Source organism: Moraxella sp. 179-F 1C4 NHS (assembly GCF_045370505.1).
Taxonomy (GTDB): Bacteria; Pseudomonadota; Gammaproteobacteria; order Pseudomonadales; family Moraxellaceae; genus Faucicola; species Faucicola tetraodonis.
The window spans coordinates 23,149-41,251 of sequence record NZ_JBIQEC010000012.1 but is presented as its reverse complement, the minus strand read 5'-3'; the positions used below and the strand labels follow the sequence as shown (position 1 = coordinate 41,251).

At 44.6% G+C, this 18,103-nt stretch carries 16 protein-coding genes and 1 pseudogene; 6 read left to right on the top strand and 11 right to left on the bottom strand.

The window, feature by feature from the left end; genetic code table 11:
• Positions 1–192: 192 nt before the first annotated feature.
• The 5 genes from ccmE to ccmA form a co-directional block, all read right to left on the bottom strand.
• The gene (ccmE, locus tag ACH0AB_RS07250) at positions 193–678 is read right to left on the bottom strand and encodes a cytochrome c maturation protein CcmE (protein WP_050324575.1); all 486 of its coding nucleotides are present in this window, start codon (positions 676–678) and stop codon (positions 193–195) included.
• 87 nt (positions 679–765) lie between these two features.
• Positions 766–972 carry a heme exporter protein CcmD gene (gene ccmD / locus ACH0AB_RS07245; RefSeq protein ID WP_050324574.1) on the bottom strand — a complete coding sequence of 69 codons (207 nt, stop codon included), beginning with the start codon at positions 970–972 and terminating at the stop codon, positions 766–768.
• 113 nt (positions 973–1,085) lie between these two features.
• Positions 1,086–1,877, bottom strand: coding sequence for a heme ABC transporter permease (locus tag ACH0AB_RS07240; RefSeq protein ID WP_060994524.1), 792 nt, complete (start codon positions 1,875–1,877; stop codon positions 1,086–1,088).
• 105 nt (positions 1,878–1,982) lie between these two features.
• The gene (locus ACH0AB_RS07235; RefSeq protein WP_007117161.1) at positions 1,983–2,651 is read right to left on the bottom strand and encodes a heme exporter protein CcmB; all 669 of its coding nucleotides are present in this window, start codon (positions 2,649–2,651) and stop codon (positions 1,983–1,985) included.
• A gap of 11 nt (positions 2,652–2,662) precedes the next feature.
• Positions 2,663–3,325: a heme ABC exporter ATP-binding protein CcmA gene (ccmA, locus tag ACH0AB_RS07230; protein WP_353551222.1), complete on the bottom strand. Its 663-nt coding sequence runs from the start codon at positions 3,323–3,325 to the stop codon at positions 2,663–2,665.
• A 284-nt stretch (positions 3,326–3,609) separates the two neighbouring features.
• On the opposite strand from ccmA, the gene ACH0AB_RS07225 reads away from it, so the two are divergent.
• A complete protein-coding gene (locus ACH0AB_RS07225) occupies positions 3,610–4,392 on the top strand; it encodes a YbjN domain-containing protein (protein ID WP_406877732.1) in 783 nt (260 codons plus the stop codon).
• Between the two features lie 67 nt (positions 4,393–4,459).
• On the opposite strand, the gene ACH0AB_RS07220 is transcribed toward ACH0AB_RS07225, so the two are convergent.
• Positions 4,460–6,565 (bottom strand): 2,4-dienoyl-CoA reductase FMN-binding domain-containing protein, encoded by a 2,106-nt coding sequence (locus tag ACH0AB_RS07220; protein ID WP_406877731.1) that lies wholly within the window; start codon positions 6,563–6,565, stop codon positions 4,460–4,462.
• Between the two features lie 321 nt (positions 6,566–6,886).
• On the opposite strand from ACH0AB_RS07220, the gene ACH0AB_RS07215 reads away from it, so the two are divergent.
• The 4 genes and pseudogenes from ACH0AB_RS07215 (at position 6,887) to ACH0AB_RS07200 (ending at position 11,759) form a co-directional block, all read left to right on the top strand.
• Positions 6,887–7,723: a DegV family protein gene (locus ACH0AB_RS07215; protein WP_406877753.1), complete on the top strand. Its 837-nt coding sequence runs from the start codon at positions 6,887–6,889 to the stop codon at positions 7,721–7,723.
• A gap of 157 nt (positions 7,724–7,880) precedes the next feature.
• A pseudogene (locus ACH0AB_RS07210) lies at positions 7,881–9,521 on the top strand (acyl-CoA synthetase); the annotation flags it as partial.
• Positions 9,522–9,965: 444 nt separating this feature from the next.
• Positions 9,966–11,021 (top strand): recombinase RecA, encoded by a 1,056-nt coding sequence (gene recA / locus ACH0AB_RS07205; RefSeq protein ID WP_007115617.1) that lies wholly within the window; start codon positions 9,966–9,968, stop codon positions 11,019–11,021.
• 105 nt (positions 11,022–11,126) lie between these two features.
• A complete protein-coding gene (locus ACH0AB_RS07200) occupies positions 11,127–11,759 on the top strand; it encodes a regulatory protein RecX (protein WP_076776466.1) in 633 nt (210 codons plus the stop codon).
• Positions 11,760–11,767: 8 nt separating this feature from the next.
• On the opposite strand, the gene ACH0AB_RS07195 is transcribed toward ACH0AB_RS07200, so the two are convergent.
• Together ACH0AB_RS07195 and ffh are read right to left on the bottom strand one after the other, a co-directional pair.
• Positions 11,768–12,856 carry a sulfate ABC transporter substrate-binding protein gene (locus ACH0AB_RS07195; protein ID WP_406877730.1) on the bottom strand — a complete coding sequence of 363 codons (1,089 nt, stop codon included), beginning with the start codon at positions 12,854–12,856 and terminating at the stop codon, positions 11,768–11,770.
• A 180-nt stretch (positions 12,857–13,036) separates the two neighbouring features.
• Positions 13,037–14,503: a signal recognition particle protein gene (ffh, locus tag ACH0AB_RS07190; RefSeq protein ID WP_065253465.1), complete on the bottom strand. Its 1,467-nt coding sequence runs from the start codon at positions 14,501–14,503 to the stop codon at positions 13,037–13,039.
• 165 nt (positions 14,504–14,668) lie between these two features.
• Between ffh and ACH0AB_RS07185 the strand changes: the two genes are divergently transcribed.
• Positions 14,669–15,466 (top strand): cytochrome C assembly family protein, encoded by a 798-nt coding sequence (locus ACH0AB_RS07185; protein WP_312524125.1) that lies wholly within the window; start codon positions 14,669–14,671, stop codon positions 15,464–15,466.
• A 79-nt stretch (positions 15,467–15,545) separates the two neighbouring features.
• Here the strand turns inward: ACH0AB_RS07185 and acpP are convergent, their stop codons facing one another.
• The 3 genes from acpP to fabD all read right to left on the bottom strand — a co-directional run bounded on the left by acpP (position 15,546) and on the right by fabD (position 17,722).
• Positions 15,546–15,788 carry an acyl carrier protein gene (acpP, locus tag ACH0AB_RS07180; RefSeq protein ID WP_007115622.1) on the bottom strand — a complete coding sequence of 81 codons (243 nt, stop codon included), beginning with the start codon at positions 15,786–15,788 and terminating at the stop codon, positions 15,546–15,548.
• 183 nt (positions 15,789–15,971) lie between these two features.
• Positions 15,972–16,700 (bottom strand): 3-oxoacyl-ACP reductase FabG, encoded by a 729-nt coding sequence (gene fabG / locus ACH0AB_RS07175; RefSeq protein ID WP_007115623.1) that lies wholly within the window; start codon positions 16,698–16,700, stop codon positions 15,972–15,974.
• Positions 16,701–16,717: 17 nt separating this feature from the next.
• Complete coding sequence (fabD, locus tag ACH0AB_RS07170) at positions 16,718–17,722, bottom strand: ACP S-malonyltransferase (RefSeq protein WP_406877752.1); 1,005 nt, start codon at positions 17,720–17,722, stop codon at positions 16,718–16,720.
• Between the last annotated feature and the right edge of the window lie 381 nt (positions 17,723–18,103).

Below are 18,103 nucleotides of genomic sequence, written 5' to 3'. Positions count from 1 at the left end.
CTTTTTTTATGTTTAAAAATTTTATGGTTAAAGATTTTGTATGGCACAAAATTTTTCACATTATTTTTTAACATCATCTAGACACTAAAAAAGTGGGTCAATTGCCCACTTTTTCAGCTACCTGGCTTTGTTAGCCAGCTGATTTTTTAACTAATTAATTTTTTAGCTAAGTGACTTTTTAGTTAATTCACTTTATTGTTTGACCGGGGTAGCTGGCATAAACTGCGCTTGGTTGATATCCGTGCCGTTGGCTTGATGCTGGGTTTTTAATGATTTTGCTACTTCTGGCGGCATGTAATTCTCATCATGCTTTGCTAATACTTCGCTTGCTACAAAGGTATTGCCTTCAAGCGCACCTGTGGCTACCACGCCCGAACCTTCGGCGAATAAGTCTGGCAAGATGCCTTTATAGGATACCGGCACGGTGGATTTAAAATCGGTGATTTTAAATTTGACATTGAGCGGGTCTGTGCTATCTCGCTCGACACTACCACGCACGACCATGCCCCCTGCTCGGATACGGGTATCTTCAGGTGCCTTGCCTTGACTGATTGCTGTGGGGTCAAAATAATAGTCGGTTTGTTGTCCTACCGCATAAATCACAAGGACGACAGCAATGATTGCGCCAAATAAGGTTGCCATCACCCACATTAATTTTTTTTGTCGAACTTTATTCATCGCTTTTTTTCATCTCACTTTTGATGAACCACACCCTATGGGGCTACTTGTCTATTATAACACCGATTAGGCCGATAGATACTATTATCACCTGCCCTTAGCGGTACGCTGATGACGCTGTTGTTGGCGCGCCTGCTGGGTAGTGATATCTCGGTAGGTCGCTTTACGCTGACTACGACTAAAAAAGACAAGCGCGACAATGCCTAGTAAGGTTAGTAGCCAAGTTGACCATACATAGCTACCATGCCCACCCATGGCGATAAACTCGGCAACATTATGAAAATACGGGCTCATTGGTGACCTCAGATTTGGATTTAGGTTTAGAGAATGGATTGATGCCATAGAATTAAAGCTATCGCTAGTTAAATGGCGACAACTTTAGCTAGGATAAGCTTAGCAATAATACTTTAACGATATAGCCGTTTGCATTCATCAATCACCCACTGCTTGCTACTTTCGCGTTGCAAAATCAAAGTGTTGGTACGATAGATGGTAAGCGCAGCCACCAAAAAATAGCTGCCTAACATCATCAGTAATAACGGAATATACATATCAGGCGGCATTTTTGGACGCTCAGTTACGGTAAATGTCGAGCCTTGGTGCAGGGTATTCCACCAGTTGACAGAATATTTGATAATCGGCAAATTAACCGCACCGACAATCGATAAAATCGCCGCCGCTTTACCACGACTGGCGGTATGCTCAAATGCGGCAAATAGTGCCATCACGCCTGCGTACAAAAACGCCAAAATCAGCATAGAAGTCAGACGCGCATCCCATACCCAGTATGTGCCCCAGGTAGGCTTTGCCCAAATCGAGCCTGTAAGTAGACTTAACACACAAAGCATAAAGCCAATGGGAGCAATCGCTTGGGCAACCAAATTGGCGGTTTTAATTTTCCAGACCAAAAAAATCACCCCCAAAATTGCCATGCCTAAGTAAATTGACATGGCCAGACTGGCAGTGGGGACATGGATAAAGATAATGCGATAGCTATTGCCTTGCAAATAGTCAGGAGGCGCAAACGCTAATCCCCAAACGGCACCCACCGCTAATAGCAGCGCAGCAATGACAGCTAAGTATCTCACCCAAGGTGCAAAAATACGATAAAACTCTTTGGTGCCAACAGTTTTAAGAAATCCTTGCCAAAGGCGAGAAAAAAAGCCAGTTTTGCCAACGTTTGGGGTAATTTCTGCCATGGAATGCGCCTTGCTTTTTTTTCTAAAATGAATGTAAGCCATCAACAATAAGATATTTGTTCGCTTATTTTACTGGTATTTGGGGATTTTTTCATCTAAAAATCATCAGCTTAACCAAGCCAGTTTTAATGAAAATGCAATCACAAAAGGCGTGACGATGACTGCCAAAATACTGCCCGCCAGTAATAGTGCTAAAATCGGATAACCGTTAAGCCCCATGGCAAATTGCCCCACTGCCCCTGTGGCAAAAATCAGCACAGGCAGCTGCATCGGTAACGAAATCAATGGCACTAACACCGCGCCGTTTTTTAGCGATAATGTCAAGCTGCTGGCAATCGCTGATAAGCATAGCAAAATCGGACTACCCACCAAAATCGACGCACTCAGGGCAATGGCTGCTTGGCTGGTCAAGCCAAAAAGCGGCATCGCTAAAAATGCGAGCAGACACACCATCCCCGCACTGGTCAGCCAATGCACGATGAGCCGTACTAGCACCCAAGTGGGAATCGAGGCACGAGCGACAACCAATTGTGCCAGTGTACCGTTATCAAGTGCTGGGCGAAATAAGTTTTCCATACCCATAATCAGCGACAATAACGCTGCAATCCATACCGCAGGCACGCCTAGTTGCTGCAATAATTTTGGCTCCGTCCCCATCGCCAGTGGAAATAAGGTGATGATAATTAAAAACAACACCAGTGGATATAACCACTGCACTTTATTTTGCTGCTTGATTTGCCATTCACGTTGCCACAGGGCAGAAAAATCAATCATTGCAGTTGCCCCTAAACCATATACAAGGTTAAATCTAATTGCTTGTTGGCGACGGCGACAGTTTGGTGACTGGTCATGAGCACTGCCCCACCGCGCTGAACGAATGTTTGCATCAAGTGTTCAATTTTGGCAATCATATTGACATCAAGCGCGGTCAGCGGCTCATCAAGTAGCCAGCAAGGAAATTGCGCTACATACTCCAGCGCAAACAGCAAACGTGCCAGACCCACGCGGCGCGTCTGCCCTGCCGAGAGTTGATAGCAGTTGATTTTCTCATAACCTGCTAACCCAACCCAATCGAGTGCTTGCTCAAGCGCCTCTGCGCTTGGTTTGATGCCATACAAGGCTAACAAAAATCGCAAATTTTGCTCAACGGTGAGTTGCAAATGAATACCCAATTGGTGCGCCACATAAAATGGCTGCACAGGTAACCCTGCCTTGCCCTGCCAGCTGATATCACCGGTCAACACAGGAATCAACCCTGCAAGCTGCATCAAAAATGTGGTTTTGCCGGTGCCATTTTCACCCACCAAATGACAAATATCGCCACGGTTTAGGACCAAATTCACCGCTTCACACAGCGGAAATTCGCCACGTTGTATGGTGACATTGTGACAGTTTAGCAGCGAACTGGTCGCCGAGATAGGCATAGCAGTGGGTGTTGGATTTGGCATAGCATTGGTTAAAATTTGCAAGTCATTAAATAGATAACAGATTAAATTGATAAATCACAGCCTCATACCCATTGTATAGATAATTGGCTAAAGTTGTGTAGAAAGCTTATTATATACTAACTTGCGACAGGTCTTTGCTATTATCAATATAAAGTATCCATATAAAGCTTGGTGATAGTGTCAAAGTTTTGCCAACCTGTTTGTTAACTTTTTCGTTTTTTAACTGTTCTGCTTTTCGTTTTTCTTTCTATTTTTAGCTATTTTTTCTTGGGTAAGTGAAATCAATGTCCAAAAATCCGAAGCGTTTATGGCAACGCCTAAAACTGTTGTTTACTGCTGAAAAACCAGCGTCACTCCCTGTAGCCGATAAAAAAACTGACTCTGGCTATTATGCTGAGACAAGCGAGCATAGCGATGCTACTGACTATCAGCCTTTTGCCAAAAATCTAATCAATGCGGCGTTTGATGAACATAGCCATTTACAAGATGAACCGATTTTAGCCAGTAAGTCGCTTGATGCAGATGACGAATTAGCGCTACAACCGATTACTCCCGATGATATAGAGCATATCTTAGCCAGTATGGGTTATCAATTTATGTATCACCCGGCCAGCGAACAAGATGAGCAAAGTATTCATCATTATACGATGCAAGTGTCAGATAAAGAGCGGCATTGGGGTTGTATGATTCGTTTTTTTAGTGAGCAGCAATTGATTGCGGTATACAGTGTTTATCCTACTGCGATTGCTGAAGCCAATCGCCCAGAGATGCTCGCCATGCTCGCTTATCTGAATTATGATTTGATGATTGGCAATTTGGAAATGGATGTGATGGATGGCGAGCTGCGCTTTAAGACGTCGCTTGATTTAGAGGTGACGGGGGTGAGCGAGCTAATTATGAGTTATTTGCTACAGAGTAATTTCTCGTTGTTTTCACGGCTGTATGACACCATTCGCGAGATGATTGAGCAGCCGCATACTACGCACGATTTGCAAGGTGCTGTAGACAAACTGATTGACTCTCAGCAAGCGCGCAATTTTTTCTTAGCATCTGATGCCATTCAATAACACGCGGTCGATATAAAAAAGGCGATGACATTCATTCATCGCCTTTTTTATGACATAGTAAAAGCTGCTACAACATGGCAGCGACTTCCGCGCCTTCGCGAATGGCACGTTTGGCGTCCAATTCGCCTGCCAATTTTGCCCCACCAATCAAGTGATATTGTGCTGTCAAGTCATCACCCACGGCAGGCATTAGGTGATTGACCGATTCTTGCCCCGCGCAGATAACGATACTATCAACGCGCAATAATTGACTATGACCGTCTGGGTTGGTAATCCAAATGCCTTCATTGGTAATTTTCTCATAGCCAATGCCGCTCACCTGTTTGACGCCATGCTTGTTGATATGAGCACGGTGCACCCAGCCTGAGGTTTTATTGAGACCTGCCCCCAAGCGACCTTTTTTACGCTGCATCAAATACACTTCACGGGTTGGGATAATGGGCTCTGGTTTTACCAATCCACCTTCGCTGTCATAGTGTGGGTTGGTGTCCACGCCCCACTCACGTTTCCATGAGGCTACGCTTTGCGGATGGGGTTGATAAATCACGTTGCCTTGCGCATCTTTTTCAAACGGTTTAACATGGGTAGAGGTCAAATATTCGCTAACATCGAAACCAATTCCGCCTGCACCGATCACCGCGACTCGCTTACCTGCGACTTTTTGACCCGATAGCAATTCGGCATAGCTCATCACTTGCGGTAACTCTACCCCTTCAAAGTCAAGCGCCCGTGGCACAACGCCTGTGGCAATAATCACATCATCAAACTGACCTGACTCTAGTTCCTCTTTGCTGACTTTGTGATTGAGTTTGAGCTCAATATCTAAACTGTCCACCAAATTGGTAAAGTAACGGATGGTCTCAAAGAACTCTTCTTTACCTGGAATCACTTTGGCATAGTTAAACTGTCCGCCGATTTTATCCTGTGCTTCAAACAAGGTGACTTGATGACCGCGTTTGGCGGCGACCGTCGCCGCTGATAAGCCTGCCATGCCCGCGCCCACTACGGCAATTTTTTTGGCTTTTTTGGCAGGTTTATAGACCAGTTCGGTTTCATAACAGGCTTGGGGGTTGACTAGACAGGTTGAGCGTTTATTGTCAAATGTATGATCTAGACACGCTTGGTTACAGCCGATACAAGTATTAATCAGATGGGTCTGCCCAAGGCTGGCTTTTGTTACCCAATCTGGGTCTGCCAAGAACGGACGCGCCATTTGTACCAAGTCAGCTTGGTTATCTGCTAGCAGCTGCTCGGCAGTCTCTGGCATATTGACACGGTTGGCAGCAATCACAGGGATAGTCACGTGGCGTTTGACTTCAGCAATCACATCGGCAAATGCTGCGCGTGGCACCGACGTGACGATAGTGGGAACACGCGCTTCATGCCAGCCAATGCCCGTATTTATTATGGTCACGCCGGCTTTTTCAATGGCTTTGGCGATAGTAATGACTTCATCCATGGTGTTGCCATCGGGCACCAAGTCAATCATCGACAAACGGAAGGTGATAATAAACGCTTCTCCCACCGCCTCGCGTACCGCTTTGATGACTTCAAGCGCAAAACGCATACGGTTCTCTAAACTACCGCCCCATTGGTCGGTGCGCTGATTGACGTGATTGCTTAAAAACTGATTGAGTAAATAGCCTTCTGAACCCATGATTTCAACACCATCATAGCCCGCCATTTGTGCAAGTTTGGCAGTTTTGGCATAGTCTTTGATAGTCGCCAAAATATTTTTTTCACTCATTTGACGGGGTTTGAAGGGTGAAATAGGCGACTTGATGGCACTGGCTGATACCGCCAATGGATGATAACCATAGCGACCGCTGTGCAGAATTTGCAAGATGATTTTGCAGTCATATTGGTGCACAGCTTTGGTGACTTTACGATGATTGACTACATCGCCCTTGTGATTGAGCGTTCCGCCTGCCGGCACTAACCAACCTTCATGATTGGGCGAGATACCGCCCGTGATCATCATGGCAACGCCACCTTTGGCGCGCTCGGCAAAATAAGCGGCTAGCTTTGGATAGTTAAAGAACCGATCTTCAAGCCCTGTGTGCATCGAGCCCATCACAATACGATTTTTAAGCTTGGTAAACCCTAAATCCAGGGGTTCAAAAATATGCGGATAATGGGTGTTATGAGTAGATATCTGGCTGTTATTTGACATAAATAATCCTTGGCAGTAATTTCCTTTCACTATTTGGTCACATTAAGGAATTAATCTTGTCACTTTGTCAATGAGCTCGTTTTCATAATCAATTCGTTAATGTGGGAACTCGTCAATGTGGTCACGCAATGTAGCTATATCAATATACCTTAAGCATACATCAAACCAAAAATAGGTCAACCTATTATAAATAGTCATCTTTGAAAGCATAAGGCAAATTTTGTCCGCATGAGTCTACAAAAAAGTCATGCTTATTTTTGTGATAATGCTAATATCAAGCTAGGATAAAAGTACAACCGAAGGGAAATTACTGTGAAAAAAATGATTGTGAGCACGTCTACGTCTTGTCTTGACGACCTTGGCATTCCAGAAAATGTCAAAATGTTGCCAATGAATATCCATATGGGCGGTGCCAATTATCTAGATGGACAAAACCTAAGCTTAGACAGTCTATCGCGTATTCTACTCGATACCCCCAATATCGACATCAGTACCTCTGCCCCCACTGAAAATCAGCTCATTGAATTCTTTTATCAGCTCATCAAAGAAGACGTGCAAGAAGTTTTATTCATCTGTTTGTCCTCTTCTTTAAGCCAAACCTACAACAACTTGCTCAATATCAGCTCCATGTTTAGTCATCGCATGAAAATTTATATCTATGATTCACGCACGATTTCACATGGCGAAGCGATTCTTGTACAAGAAGCCTCACGCTTACTCAAACAAGGCACAGAAATCCCTCAAATCATCACCGAAATCAACCGCCTGCGCGATAAAATCCATATCTATTTGGCCGTTGATAACCTTAAAGGCATGATTCGTACCAAGCGTATTTCAGCCCCAGTCGGCTTTTTTGCCAATTTATTCGGTATTAAACCGATTGTAAAAGTCGAATACTCAGGTCAAATAGTCGCCTTTGAAAAGGTGCGTAGTTTTGAAAAATGTATTGAGCGACTCGCCGATGCTATCATCAACGCCGCCAATGGTAAAAAGGGTAAAATGTATGTGCTTAGCGGCAATCTAAACCCTCATACCAAGTCCCTACTCAACTATTTATCGTTACGCGGTTATGCTAAAACCGAAGTTCTTCCTGCCGCCAGTGTCTCTATAGCAAATATCGGGGTGTTCACCCTTGGCTGCGTATTTGTCGAAGACTAAACCCTGACTGTGTTATGCTAGCTTGTAAAACACAGTGAAGGCTTATCTATTTTGGTCATTTTTTTATATTTTATCAAAAAGCACACTGATATATAGGATTTGGTCAAAATCCTTGTTATGATAAAGGCGTTTATTTGTTAACTACAGGGATGTCGTTATGCCAAACTTCCATACAGGGCTGGAAAAAAATCCTGCCAACTATACCCCGCTTACTCCCATTGATTTTATTGAGCGTACTGCTAGCATCTATCCCGATCAAACGGCGATTGTCTATAAAGATTATCAGCACAATGACCTACGGCAAAGTTGGGGCGAGACCTATAATCGCTGCCGCAAAATGTCGGATGCCCTAAAAAAACTAGGCATCGATAAAGACGATACTGTTGCAGTGCTACTGCCCAATACCCCAGCTATGGTTGAAGTCGCGTTTGGCGTACCGATGTCTGGTGGTGTGCTATGTACCTTAAATACCCGTTTGGACATCAATGCCTTGGTATTTTGCCTACAGCACAGTGAAGCTAAAGTATTGATTGTCGATACTGAGTTTGAACAGCATATTGCGCTGGTTCAAGAGTCATTTCCTAACTTAATTATCATTCATGCTACCGACCCTGCCGTCACGCCAACCGAACCTTTTGGCAACATGACCTATGAAGAATTGATCGCCTCAGGAACCGACTTAGACAACTGGGAAAAACCAACTGATGAATGGGATGCCATCGCGCTCAACTACACATCAGGTACCACAGGTATCCCAAAAGGCGTGGTGTATCACCATCGTGGTGCGACCTTAAATGCCGTCTCTAATATTTTAGATTGGGATATGCCAAAGCACCCTGTGTATTTATGGACGCTCCCCCTGTTTCACTGTAATGGCTGGAGCTTTCCTTGGAGCATTGGTGAGCGGGCGGGTACCAATGTGTGCTTACGCAAAGTTGATACTGATTTGATTTTACGGTTGATTGCCGATGAAAAAGTCACCCACTATAGTGCAGCGCCTATCGTGCACAACATGATTGCCAATGGTAATGAAGCGCTGAAAAAAGCCATCAAACATGAAGTACGTTGTAATGTCGCAGGCGCACCACCGCCTGAGTCTTTGCTTGCCAAAATGGAAGAAATGGGTTTTAAAATCACGCATGTCTACGGTTTGACAGAAGTATATGGTCCCGTCACCCTGTGTGTTGAGCGCCCAGAATGGGATGATTTGACTGTCAGTGAACGCGCGCAAAAAAAATCCCGCCAAGGCATGAACTCACATTTGCTAGCGGGGTTTGATGTATTCAAACAAGGCACTACTACCCCGGTTGCAGCTGATGGTAGCGAAATTGGTGAGCTGGCTATCCGTGGCAATATGGTGATGAAAGGCTATCTAAAAAACCGCAAAGCCACTGCAGAAGCCTTTAACGGTGGCTGGTTTAAGACCGGTGACTTGGGCGTCAAATACCCGGATGGTTACATTAAAATTATGGATCGGCTCAAAGACATCATCATCTCGGGCGGTGAGAATATCTCAAGTATCGAAGTGGAAAACGTGCTGTATCGTATGCCAGAAGTGGAAAGCTGTGGGGTGGTTGCTGCTCCCCATGACAAATGGGGTGAAGTACCGGTAGCCTTTATCGAAATCCGCGAAGGCTCAACGCTAGATCGGGAAGACATCATTGCCCATTGCCGTAAATATTTGGCAGGTTTCCAAGTGCCCAAACATATTATTTTTGCGCAAATCCCAAAAACCTCGACAGGTAAAGTGCAAAAATTTGAGCTACGTCAAGCGGCGCGCTCACTGGCGCATGAAGAAGCAAAAATCACTCACCATCATCCGCAAAGCTATTTGGCAGCGACAGCCGACTCAAATCCGAGCACTGCTACTGCTATGCCTAGCTCTGCCATACCTAGCAACACCCAAACCCCACCCAATGACTCACCAGAAGATGAGGCACACTAAGGCTCAATATTGGCGACTCACATTGCATATCCTCACTCTACTAGTCGGGATTTTTGTTGCAACTTATAGCTTGAAAACACCCAAAAAACACCCATTTATATAGAGATTTTCTCATGTCATTTTTAATTAATTATTAACAATAATAAGCGACAATATATGTCGTATATCAGTGATTTAGCCCTATAATTTTTCGTATATTTTGTTATTATAGCTTTATCAATTCACTTCTTTTTTAACTTATCACTACCTTTAAATTTTTCCCGTTTTTATTAACCTTTTTTATGACAAGGAGTCCTTATGGACGACAATAAAGCCAAAGCTTTAACTGCCGCTTTATCACAAATTGAAAAACAATTCGGTAAAAATACCATCATGCGCCTGGGTGATGAGTCAGCAAAAATCAACGTGGATGTAGTATCTACAGGCTCATTGGGTTTGGATATCGCACTGGGCATTGGCGGTTTGCCAAAGGGTCGTATCGTCGAAATTTATGGTCCTGAAAGTTCGGGTAAAACCACTTTAACCTTGCAAGCAATCGCCCAATGTCAAAAACAAGGCGGTACCTGTGCTTTTATCGATGCTGAGCATGCGCTAGACCCTATTTATGCCAAAAAATTGGGCGTTGATGTCGACGCTTTACTTGTCACGCAGCCTGACAACGGTGAACAAGCGCTTGAAATCACCGATATGCTAGTGCGCTCAGGTGCGGTAGATATGATTGTTGTGGACTCGGTCGCCGCCCTTACCCCACGCGCAGAGATTGAAGGCGAGATGGGCGACAGCCACATGGGTCTGCAAGCGCGCTTGATGAGCCAAGCGCTACGTAAAATCACCGGTAACGCCAAACGTTCTAACTGTATGGTGGTATTCATTAACCAAATTCGTATGAAAATCGGTGTCATGTTTGGTTCGCCAGAAACCACGACGGGTGGTAACGCCCTTAAATTCTATGCGTCGGTGCGCTTGGATATTCGTCGTATTGGTGCGGTTAAAGACGGTGAAAACATCGTCGGTTCTGAGACCCGCGTTAAAGTCATCAAAAATAAACTGGCGCCGCCGTTTCGCCAAGCAGAATTTGACATCATGTATGGGACAGGTACCAATCATTTAGGTGAAGTGGTGGACTTGGGCGTCGATATTGATGCGGTCAAAAAATCGGGCGCTTGGTACAGCTACAATGACAGTAAAATTGGTCAAGGTAAAGCCAACGCCATTAGATTCTTGGAAGAAAACCCACAAATCGCCCAAGAGATTGAAGCCAAAGTGCGCGCTGCTAAGCTTGGTAATGTCGAACCTGTGCCAGAAGAAGCGCATGATGTTGAACCCCCTGAGTTTGTCGAAGGTATGCAATAATTGCCTAGCTAACCAAAACCCTAGTTTTTACTGGGGTTTTTGTTTTTATACTGCTCAACTTGTTCCCCCGCCTGTTAGCTTTTTTTAGTCACGGTTAAAACCGCTATGCCAGATCCTAAATCCTTGTTAAAAAATATCGAAAATCAGTTAATGACTGATGAACAACGCCAAGCTTACCATGACAAGCTTAAAGCTGAGAGCTATATGCGCTGGCTGGCGTTTTATTATCTTGGGCGGCGTGAGCAGTCTAAAAAAGAGCTGCGGGACAAACTACTGGCTAAAGGATGTGATGCGGCGGCTATCGAAACGCTTTTGACCGAATTTGAAGCAGAAGGCTATCAAAGCGATGAGCGTATGACATCTGCATTAATCAAAGAAGGTATCGGCAAGCAGCATGGTACCCAGCGGATTTTTCAAACGTTAAAAAAACACGGCTTAACCACCGTCCGTTCGGTCAGTGCGATTAATGCATGGATTGAGATGCACAATGATTTTTTTGAAGATTTATTACTCAATGATATTGAATCAGACACGGCGGATGACGACCCAGATGAGGCCTATGAAGTGGATTGGCTTGCCCAAGCAGTGGCAGCACGGGTACGAAAATACGGTGATGCCATCCCGACGGAGCCTAAAGAAAAAGCCCGTCAACTGCGATTTCTGCAATATCGGGGCTTTGCTGCCGATGTGTGTTTTGATGCCTTAAAGTATGACTTAACTACCCTCGCCAATCGCTAGAGCCACGGTTATTTTTTTACCGCCAATTGGTCAAAAATTGCGCCATCTTTAAAAAACTTGCTCATAATCTCATCCCAACTACCAAAAACTTGATTTGGCTCAAACGTGGCAATTGCAGGAAATTGGCTTTGGTATTTTGCCAAAGTCGCCGCATCCACAGGGCGCAAATAATTCTTGGCCATAATCTCTTGGGCAGGCGTATCCCACAAACCTTTTAAATAGGCTTTTGCCAATTCAGTGGTACCTTTTTGCTCGGTAACCGCATTCACCACAGCGACAGGGTTACTAATCTTGACCGAATAACTGGGATAAATAATCTGTAAGTTTTTATCGGCAAATTCTTTTTTGGTGATTTGTGCTTCATTCTCTGTGGTAATCAGCACATCACCGATTTCTCGTTGTAAAAAGCTTGTTGTCGCTGCCCTTGCGCCACTGTCATACACTGCCACATTGCTCAAAATTTGCTTCACCAGGGTTTTGGTTTTGGCTTCGTCATTATTGAAGTGGTGCAATCCATATCCATACGCACCCAAGAAACCATATCGCGCTGTACCACTGGTTTTTGGATTGGCAATCACGATACTGACACCGGGTTTTGCCAAGTCATCCCAGTCTTTGATTTGCTTGGGGTTGTTGTTGCGAACTAGTAGTACCATGGTGCTAGTATAAGGTATCGCGTTATTGGGAAACGCTTGTTGCCAGTTTTTATCCACCAAGCCTTTTTTCACCAGCAGTTCTACATCTGAGGTTTGGTTCATGGTCACCACATCCGCTTTAAGCCCATTCGCCACGCTCAAGGCTTGTTTGCTTGAGCCGCCATGCGACTGCTGGATAGTGATGGCTTGTTTTTGCTGCCCCGTAAAAATCGGGTTGTATTCTTTATACAACTCGCGGGACACGTCGTAAGATACGTTTAGCAAAGATACACCATTGCCGTTAGCGGCTGAAGCGCTGGCTGCACTCTCGTTTTTAGGTGGGGCTTTTTGGCAGGCAGTTAAGCTTGCCACTGCCATCACTGAAATACCGGCTAATGTAAATATTTTACCTTTAGAGTAAGTACGGGTGGTGAATGGGTGAGTTTGGGTCGCGTTTGTCATGTTTTCCTCATAAGTTTTCAAAGTGCCAAGCTAAACATCCAATGGCTTAATGATTGAAAATATAGTAAGGATTTTTAATTATACTGTCTTGGAATATTTAATACTTTCATTATTCCTTAGATGAATAAAAAAGCCCGTAATGCATACGGGCTTTGAAAGCACAATTCTGCGATTAAAATTTTAAAAACGGGTTTTGAATTTTGGCGCAACTGGATTGGCTTGGCCGTTAACTGTCGTGGTATTTGCGCCTGCTTGATTGTTTTGTCCAAATAATGGACCACCGCCACCGCCCATGCCTTTGGTCAACCCTTGCACCGCTTTCATCATTTTGCTGATGCCCGATGGGTCAGATAACATTTTCATCATTTTTGCCATTTGCTTGTGCTGCTTTAACAGCTGATTGACGTGCTGCACGTCTTTACCTGCGCCTGCCGCGATACGGCGTTTACGACTTGGGTTGATTTTATCGGGGTTTTTACGTTCAAATGGGGTCATGGAATGAATGAGTGCTTCCATTTCTTTGACCTTTTCTTCTGGTTTGGCATCTGATACCGCTTTTTGGACATCCGCACCGCTCATGCCTGGCATTTTATCCAAGAAGCCCGCCATGCCGCCCAAATTCTTCATTTGCTGGAATTGGGTTAGCAAATCCTCAAGGTCAAACTCGCCGCCTTTTTGGATTTTTTTCGCCATTTTTTCCGCTTTTTCGCGGTCAATTTTTTGCTCGACTTCTTCGACTAGTGACAACACGTCACCCATGCCCAAGATACGCTGTGCGACACGCTCAGGGTGGAAGGGCTCAAGCGCGTCAAGTTTTTCACCACGACCCAAAAATTTGATCGGTTTGCCAGTGATGGCACGTACCGACAATGCCGCACCACCACGTGCATCACCGTCAGTCTTGGTCAAAATCACGCCAGTCAAAGGTAGCGCATCATTAAAGGCTTTTGCAGTATTTGCCGCATCTTGACCGGTCATTGAGTCAACCACAAATAAGGTTTCTGACGGAGTGACCGCTGCGGTTAAGGCTTTGATTTCATCCATCATGGCTTCGTCGATGTGTAGACGACCTGCGGTATCGATAATCAAAATATCTTGAAACTGTACTTTGGCTTGTTCGATGGCGCGTTTGGCGATATCAATCGGGTTTTGGTCAGCACTCGATGGCACAAAATTGGCTTTGACTTGCTCAGCGACTTGCTCAAGCTGCTTGATTGCTGCGGGGCGATAGACGTCCGCAGAGACTAACATGACTTTTTTCTTATGGCGCTCTTGCAGATATTTGGCAAGTTTACCGGCTGTGGTGGTTTTGCCCGCCCCTTGCAAACCCGCTAGTAGATAGACAACAGGTGGTTTGCCTGTCATTTCAAGTGATTGGTTCGCACTGCCCATCATCTCGGTCAATTCGTCATAGACGATTTTGACAAAGGCTTGACCTGGGGCGAGTTCTTTAAGGACTTCTTGACCTAGGGCTTTGTCTTTTACCCGTGACACAAAATCGCGCGTCACTGGCAAGGCGACATCCGCTTCTAGTAGCGCCATACGCACTTCACGCAAGGTGTCTTTGATGTTGTCTTCAGTTAGCTGCCCTGTACCAGAGATACTACGTAAACTCGTCGACAGGCGTTCGGTTAAGGTTTCAAACATATAATTTCTCTAATCTATTGCTATCAATTTTATAATCTTACTATTTTATGCTAAATTAGCTAAAACTGCTAATATAATACCGATAAAATCGCGATTTGTTACATGGGTCATGCTAGTATAACCATCGCATTTTGCACGTATTTGATGATTTTTGATGAGGCTAGGGTGTTTGTAATCTTTGTACTTGCGTTAGTCTGTTATGGCTTAACTACCGTCTATTTGATGTGGGCAGTTACGCAACAAAAGCCCATCCGTAAAGGCATGGTGCTTGGGCAATTGCTGATTGGGTTATTGGGTCATGCGGTGGTGTTATATCCTGATATCATTACCCAAGGCGGGCTAAACTTTAATATTTTTAATGTCGTGTCGTTGACGACATTGTTTATGCTGTTATTTTATTGGGGGTTTTGTCTTTATCGCCAAATTTTGCCGCTTGGGATTTTGGCAACGCCGTTGGCATTTTTGGGCATGATGATTGGTTTTTTTGGCGATGCACCCTATCACCCGCTATCAACCATCAGTCCTATCTTACAAGCCCATATCATCATGTCTTTGGCTGCCTATTCGGTACTATTTATGGCAGCGATTGCCGCGATTATGCTACGGCTACAAATCAGCGAACTCAAACGTCAAACCTTTCACCGTGTCTGGGTCGATAAACTACCTTCACTCCAAAGCATGGAAGCGTTGCTGTTTGATATGATTACTGTGGGTTTTGGCCTATTGTCGATTTCGTTGTTGTTGGGCTTTATTGATACGACCAATTTACTGGCGCAGCATTTGGTACACAAGACTGTGTTTAGTCTGTTGTCTTGGCTAGTATTTGGAGCGTTATTGGTTGGGCATTGGCGCTTTGGCTGGCGAGGTCAACGCGCCGCTAATATGACGCTATATGGTGTGATTTTACTTGGCTTGGCGTTTATCGGAACGAAGTTTGTGTTGGAGCTGATTTTAAATAAATAAAAACCCCAATTTTATCGCTAAAACTGGGGTAAAATGCCGCTAAACTAAGTAATAAGTAGGCTGCTAAACTAACTAGTAACTAGTTAGCCAATTTTGATTGTACATAGCTGATAGCACTTTGCACCGTGGTCAATTGTGCGCTGTCTTCATCAGGAATGGTAATACCAAATTCGTTTTCAAAAGACATCACCAATTCAACAAGGTCAAGTGAATCTGCACCGAGGTCATCCATAAATGAAGATTCATTTTTGATGTCTTCTGCATTCACGCCTAATTGCTCAGCTACTGCGGCTTTTACTTTTTGTTCGATTTCGTTACTCATGCTTCTCTCCTTGCATTGGGGTATATGATATATCGAGTAAACTACATATTAGAGCATATTATCATGCTCATTGCCTATTTCAAAATAAAATAATGCAACCTGTTACTATTTCAAAAACTGTATTTTAAGCTCAAAAACTGCATCTTACCGCTCGTTAGGTTGGTGTTTGGCAGGCTAAACCATTTACATGTACATGCCGCCATTGACGTCAAGCACGGTGCCGGTAATATAACCTGCTTCTTCACTTGCCAAGAAATTTACCGCAGCGGCGATGTCTTCAGGTTTGCCCAGTCTGGCTAGCGGAACGGCATTAAGCATGGATTGAATCAATGCTTCATCAAGCTCGCTGGTCATGTCGGTATCGATAAAGCCTGGTGCCACGCAGTTGACGGTGATTTGGCGTGACCCAATCTCCCGAGCCAGTGAGCGGGTAAACCCTTCAATGCCTGCTTTGCTTGCCGTATAGTTGGTTTGTCCGGCATTGCCCATCGCAGCGACTACTGAGGTGATATTAATAATGCGACCTTGCCGCGCTTTCATCATGCCTTTTATGGCGCGTTTACTAGTGCGAAACACCGAGGTCAAATTCACGTCGAGTACGCGCTCCCAGGCATTGTCATCCATTCGCATGAGCAGACCATCTTGGGTAATACCGGCATTGTTGACTAGTACCTGTACATTGCCAAATTCTTTTTCAATGCTATCAAATAACTGGTTGATTTGCTCGGCATCTTGCACATTGAGCACACGACCTGCGCCCCCCAATTCTTGTAGGTAATCATTGACTGCCGCTGCACCTTTTTCACTGGTAGCAGTGCCGATGACAAGATAGCCTTCATTTGCTAGACGTTTGGCGATTGCTTGACCAATTCCACGGCTAGCGCCTGTCACTAATGCAATACGTTGAGTCATATACTTCCTTGGTTTTTTTATTGGGCTGATAATTGTTGTTTTATATTATCTAGTTTGGCCACTGTATCGGTTGCTAGTGTGGTAATTTTCTGCGCTTGGCGTTTGGCTAGTCCTGTCAGCACACTACCGCTACCACATTCGATTTGTAAGCTGATTTGCGCGTCTGCTAAATTATTCTCAATAGTCGACCATAGCACGGGCATATTGAGCTGCTCAATCAAGGCTTGTTTGATTGCGGTCACATCGGTTTCTACCCGCGCATGGCGATTTTGTATCACGGGAATACTGGGCGGGTTAAATGTAACGGTTTCTAATTCTGCGGCAAGCTTATCGGTGGCAGGCGTCATCAGCTGACAATGTGAGGGTACACTGACTTTTAGCGGCATGCTTTTTTTACCGAGTGAAGCAATTTTCTCTGACGCTAAATCCACGCCTGCCACATTGCCTGCAATCACCACTTGCCCTGGCGCGTTAAAATTGGCTGGGCTGACCACTGCCTGCGCATGCGCCGCTACCACAGCATCACATATTTGTTGTACATCTTCATCAGGCAGACCTAAAATCGCCGCCATTTTGCCTGTTTGTGATTGCATGGCGGCGCTCATATACTGACCGCGTTGATGCACCAGCTTTACCGCATCTGCCAAACTCAACACCCCAGCGGCACACAGCGCACTGTATTCACCCAGTGAATGCCCGGCAACATAGGCCGGCTGTAAATCAAGCTCATCGCGCAGCACCCGCCAAATCGCCATACTAGCGGTCAATAGTGCAGGTTGGGTATACGCAGTATCATCTAAAGACGCGGCACCTGACGCCCCTTGGCATATCGCCCACAAGTCAAACCCAAGCGCCTTTGAGGCTTCATCAAACGTTGCTTTGACAGTAGGATACTGGGCCGCCCAATCTTGTAGCATGCCCACACTCTGCGAGCCTTGTCCTGGAAAAATCACAGCATATTTCATAGGTGCAGCATTTTGTGATGAAGTGGCTGGTTGATTTGCGCTGGCTTGGCTTTGCATTGGGTTATCCATAATGTCCTAACTTATTATATTGTACTGCTTATGTTGTATTGCGCCTACTAGAGCGCTAAAAAACATGGTCAAAAAAATTTGCTTAGGCGATTTTTTGGTCGATTACTTTACCAAAAGTTATCAGCAAAATCAAAATGGCGTCAGTAGCTTAGATTGATGTTATAGGCTTATCAAACTTGGCTGGCAATAATATAACTTACTATCAAGCAAGCAGGCAAAAGTAAGCTAGTAAATTTATGTGTACAATTGTACTCCGATTATTATGGCATATTGAAAAAAAAATTCTAGCTTTTTCTTTGGGGTATTTTTACATAAAAAACAAATAAAAAAAGGCTGATGAATCATCATCAGCCTTTTTGGTGCTTAGCC

What these genes read in the sequence shown, in the direction of transcription:
- recA (WP_007115617.1), top strand. Translation starts at nt 9,966, where the DNA reads ATGGACGACAATAAAGCCAAAGCTTTAACTGCCGCTTTATCACAAATT.
- ACH0AB_RS07195 (WP_406877730.1), bottom strand. Translation starts at nt 12,856, where the DNA reads ATGACAAACGCGACCCAAACTCACCCATTCACCACCCGTACTTACTCT.
- fabG (WP_007115623.1), bottom strand. Translation starts at nt 16,700, where the DNA reads ATGACTCAACGTATTGCATTAGTGACAGGCGCTAGCCGTGGAATTGGT.
- ACH0AB_RS07240 (WP_060994524.1), bottom strand. Translation starts at nt 1,877, where the DNA reads ATGGCAGAAATTACCCCAAACGTTGGCAAAACTGGCTTTTTTTCTCGC.
- ACH0AB_RS07225 (WP_406877732.1), top strand. Translation starts at nt 3,610, where the DNA reads ATGTCCAAAAATCCGAAGCGTTTATGGCAACGCCTAAAACTGTTGTTT.
- fabD (WP_406877752.1), bottom strand. Translation starts at nt 17,722, where the DNA reads ATGCAAAGCCAAGCCAGCGCAAATCAACCAGCCACTTCATCACAAAAT.
- ffh (WP_065253465.1), bottom strand. Translation starts at nt 14,503, where the DNA reads ATGTTTGAAACCTTAACCGAACGCCTGTCGACGAGTTTACGTAGTATC.
- ccmA (WP_353551222.1), bottom strand. Translation starts at nt 3,325, where the DNA reads ATGCCAAATCCAACACCCACTGCTATGCCTATCTCGGCGACCAGTTCG.
- acpP (WP_007115622.1), bottom strand. Translation starts at nt 15,788, where the DNA reads ATGAGTAACGAAATCGAACAAAAAGTAAAAGCCGCAGTAGCTGAGCAA.
- ccmE (WP_050324575.1), bottom strand. Translation starts at nt 678, where the DNA reads ATGAATAAAGTTCGACAAAAAAAATTAATGTGGGTGATGGCAACCTTA.
- ACH0AB_RS07235 (WP_007117161.1), bottom strand. Translation starts at nt 2,651, where the DNA reads ATGATTGATTTTTCTGCCCTGTGGCAACGTGAATGGCAAATCAAGCAG.
- ACH0AB_RS07200 (WP_076776466.1), top strand. Translation starts at nt 11,127, where the DNA reads ATGCCAGATCCTAAATCCTTGTTAAAAAATATCGAAAATCAGTTAATG.
- ccmD (WP_050324574.1), bottom strand. Translation starts at nt 972, where the DNA reads ATGAGCCCGTATTTTCATAATGTTGCCGAGTTTATCGCCATGGGTGGG.
- ACH0AB_RS07220 (WP_406877731.1), bottom strand. Translation starts at nt 6,565, where the DNA reads ATGTCAAATAACAGCCAGATATCTACTCATAACACCCATTATCCGCAT.
- ACH0AB_RS07215 (WP_406877753.1), top strand. Translation starts at nt 6,887, where the DNA reads ATGATTGTGAGCACGTCTACGTCTTGTCTTGACGACCTTGGCATTCCA.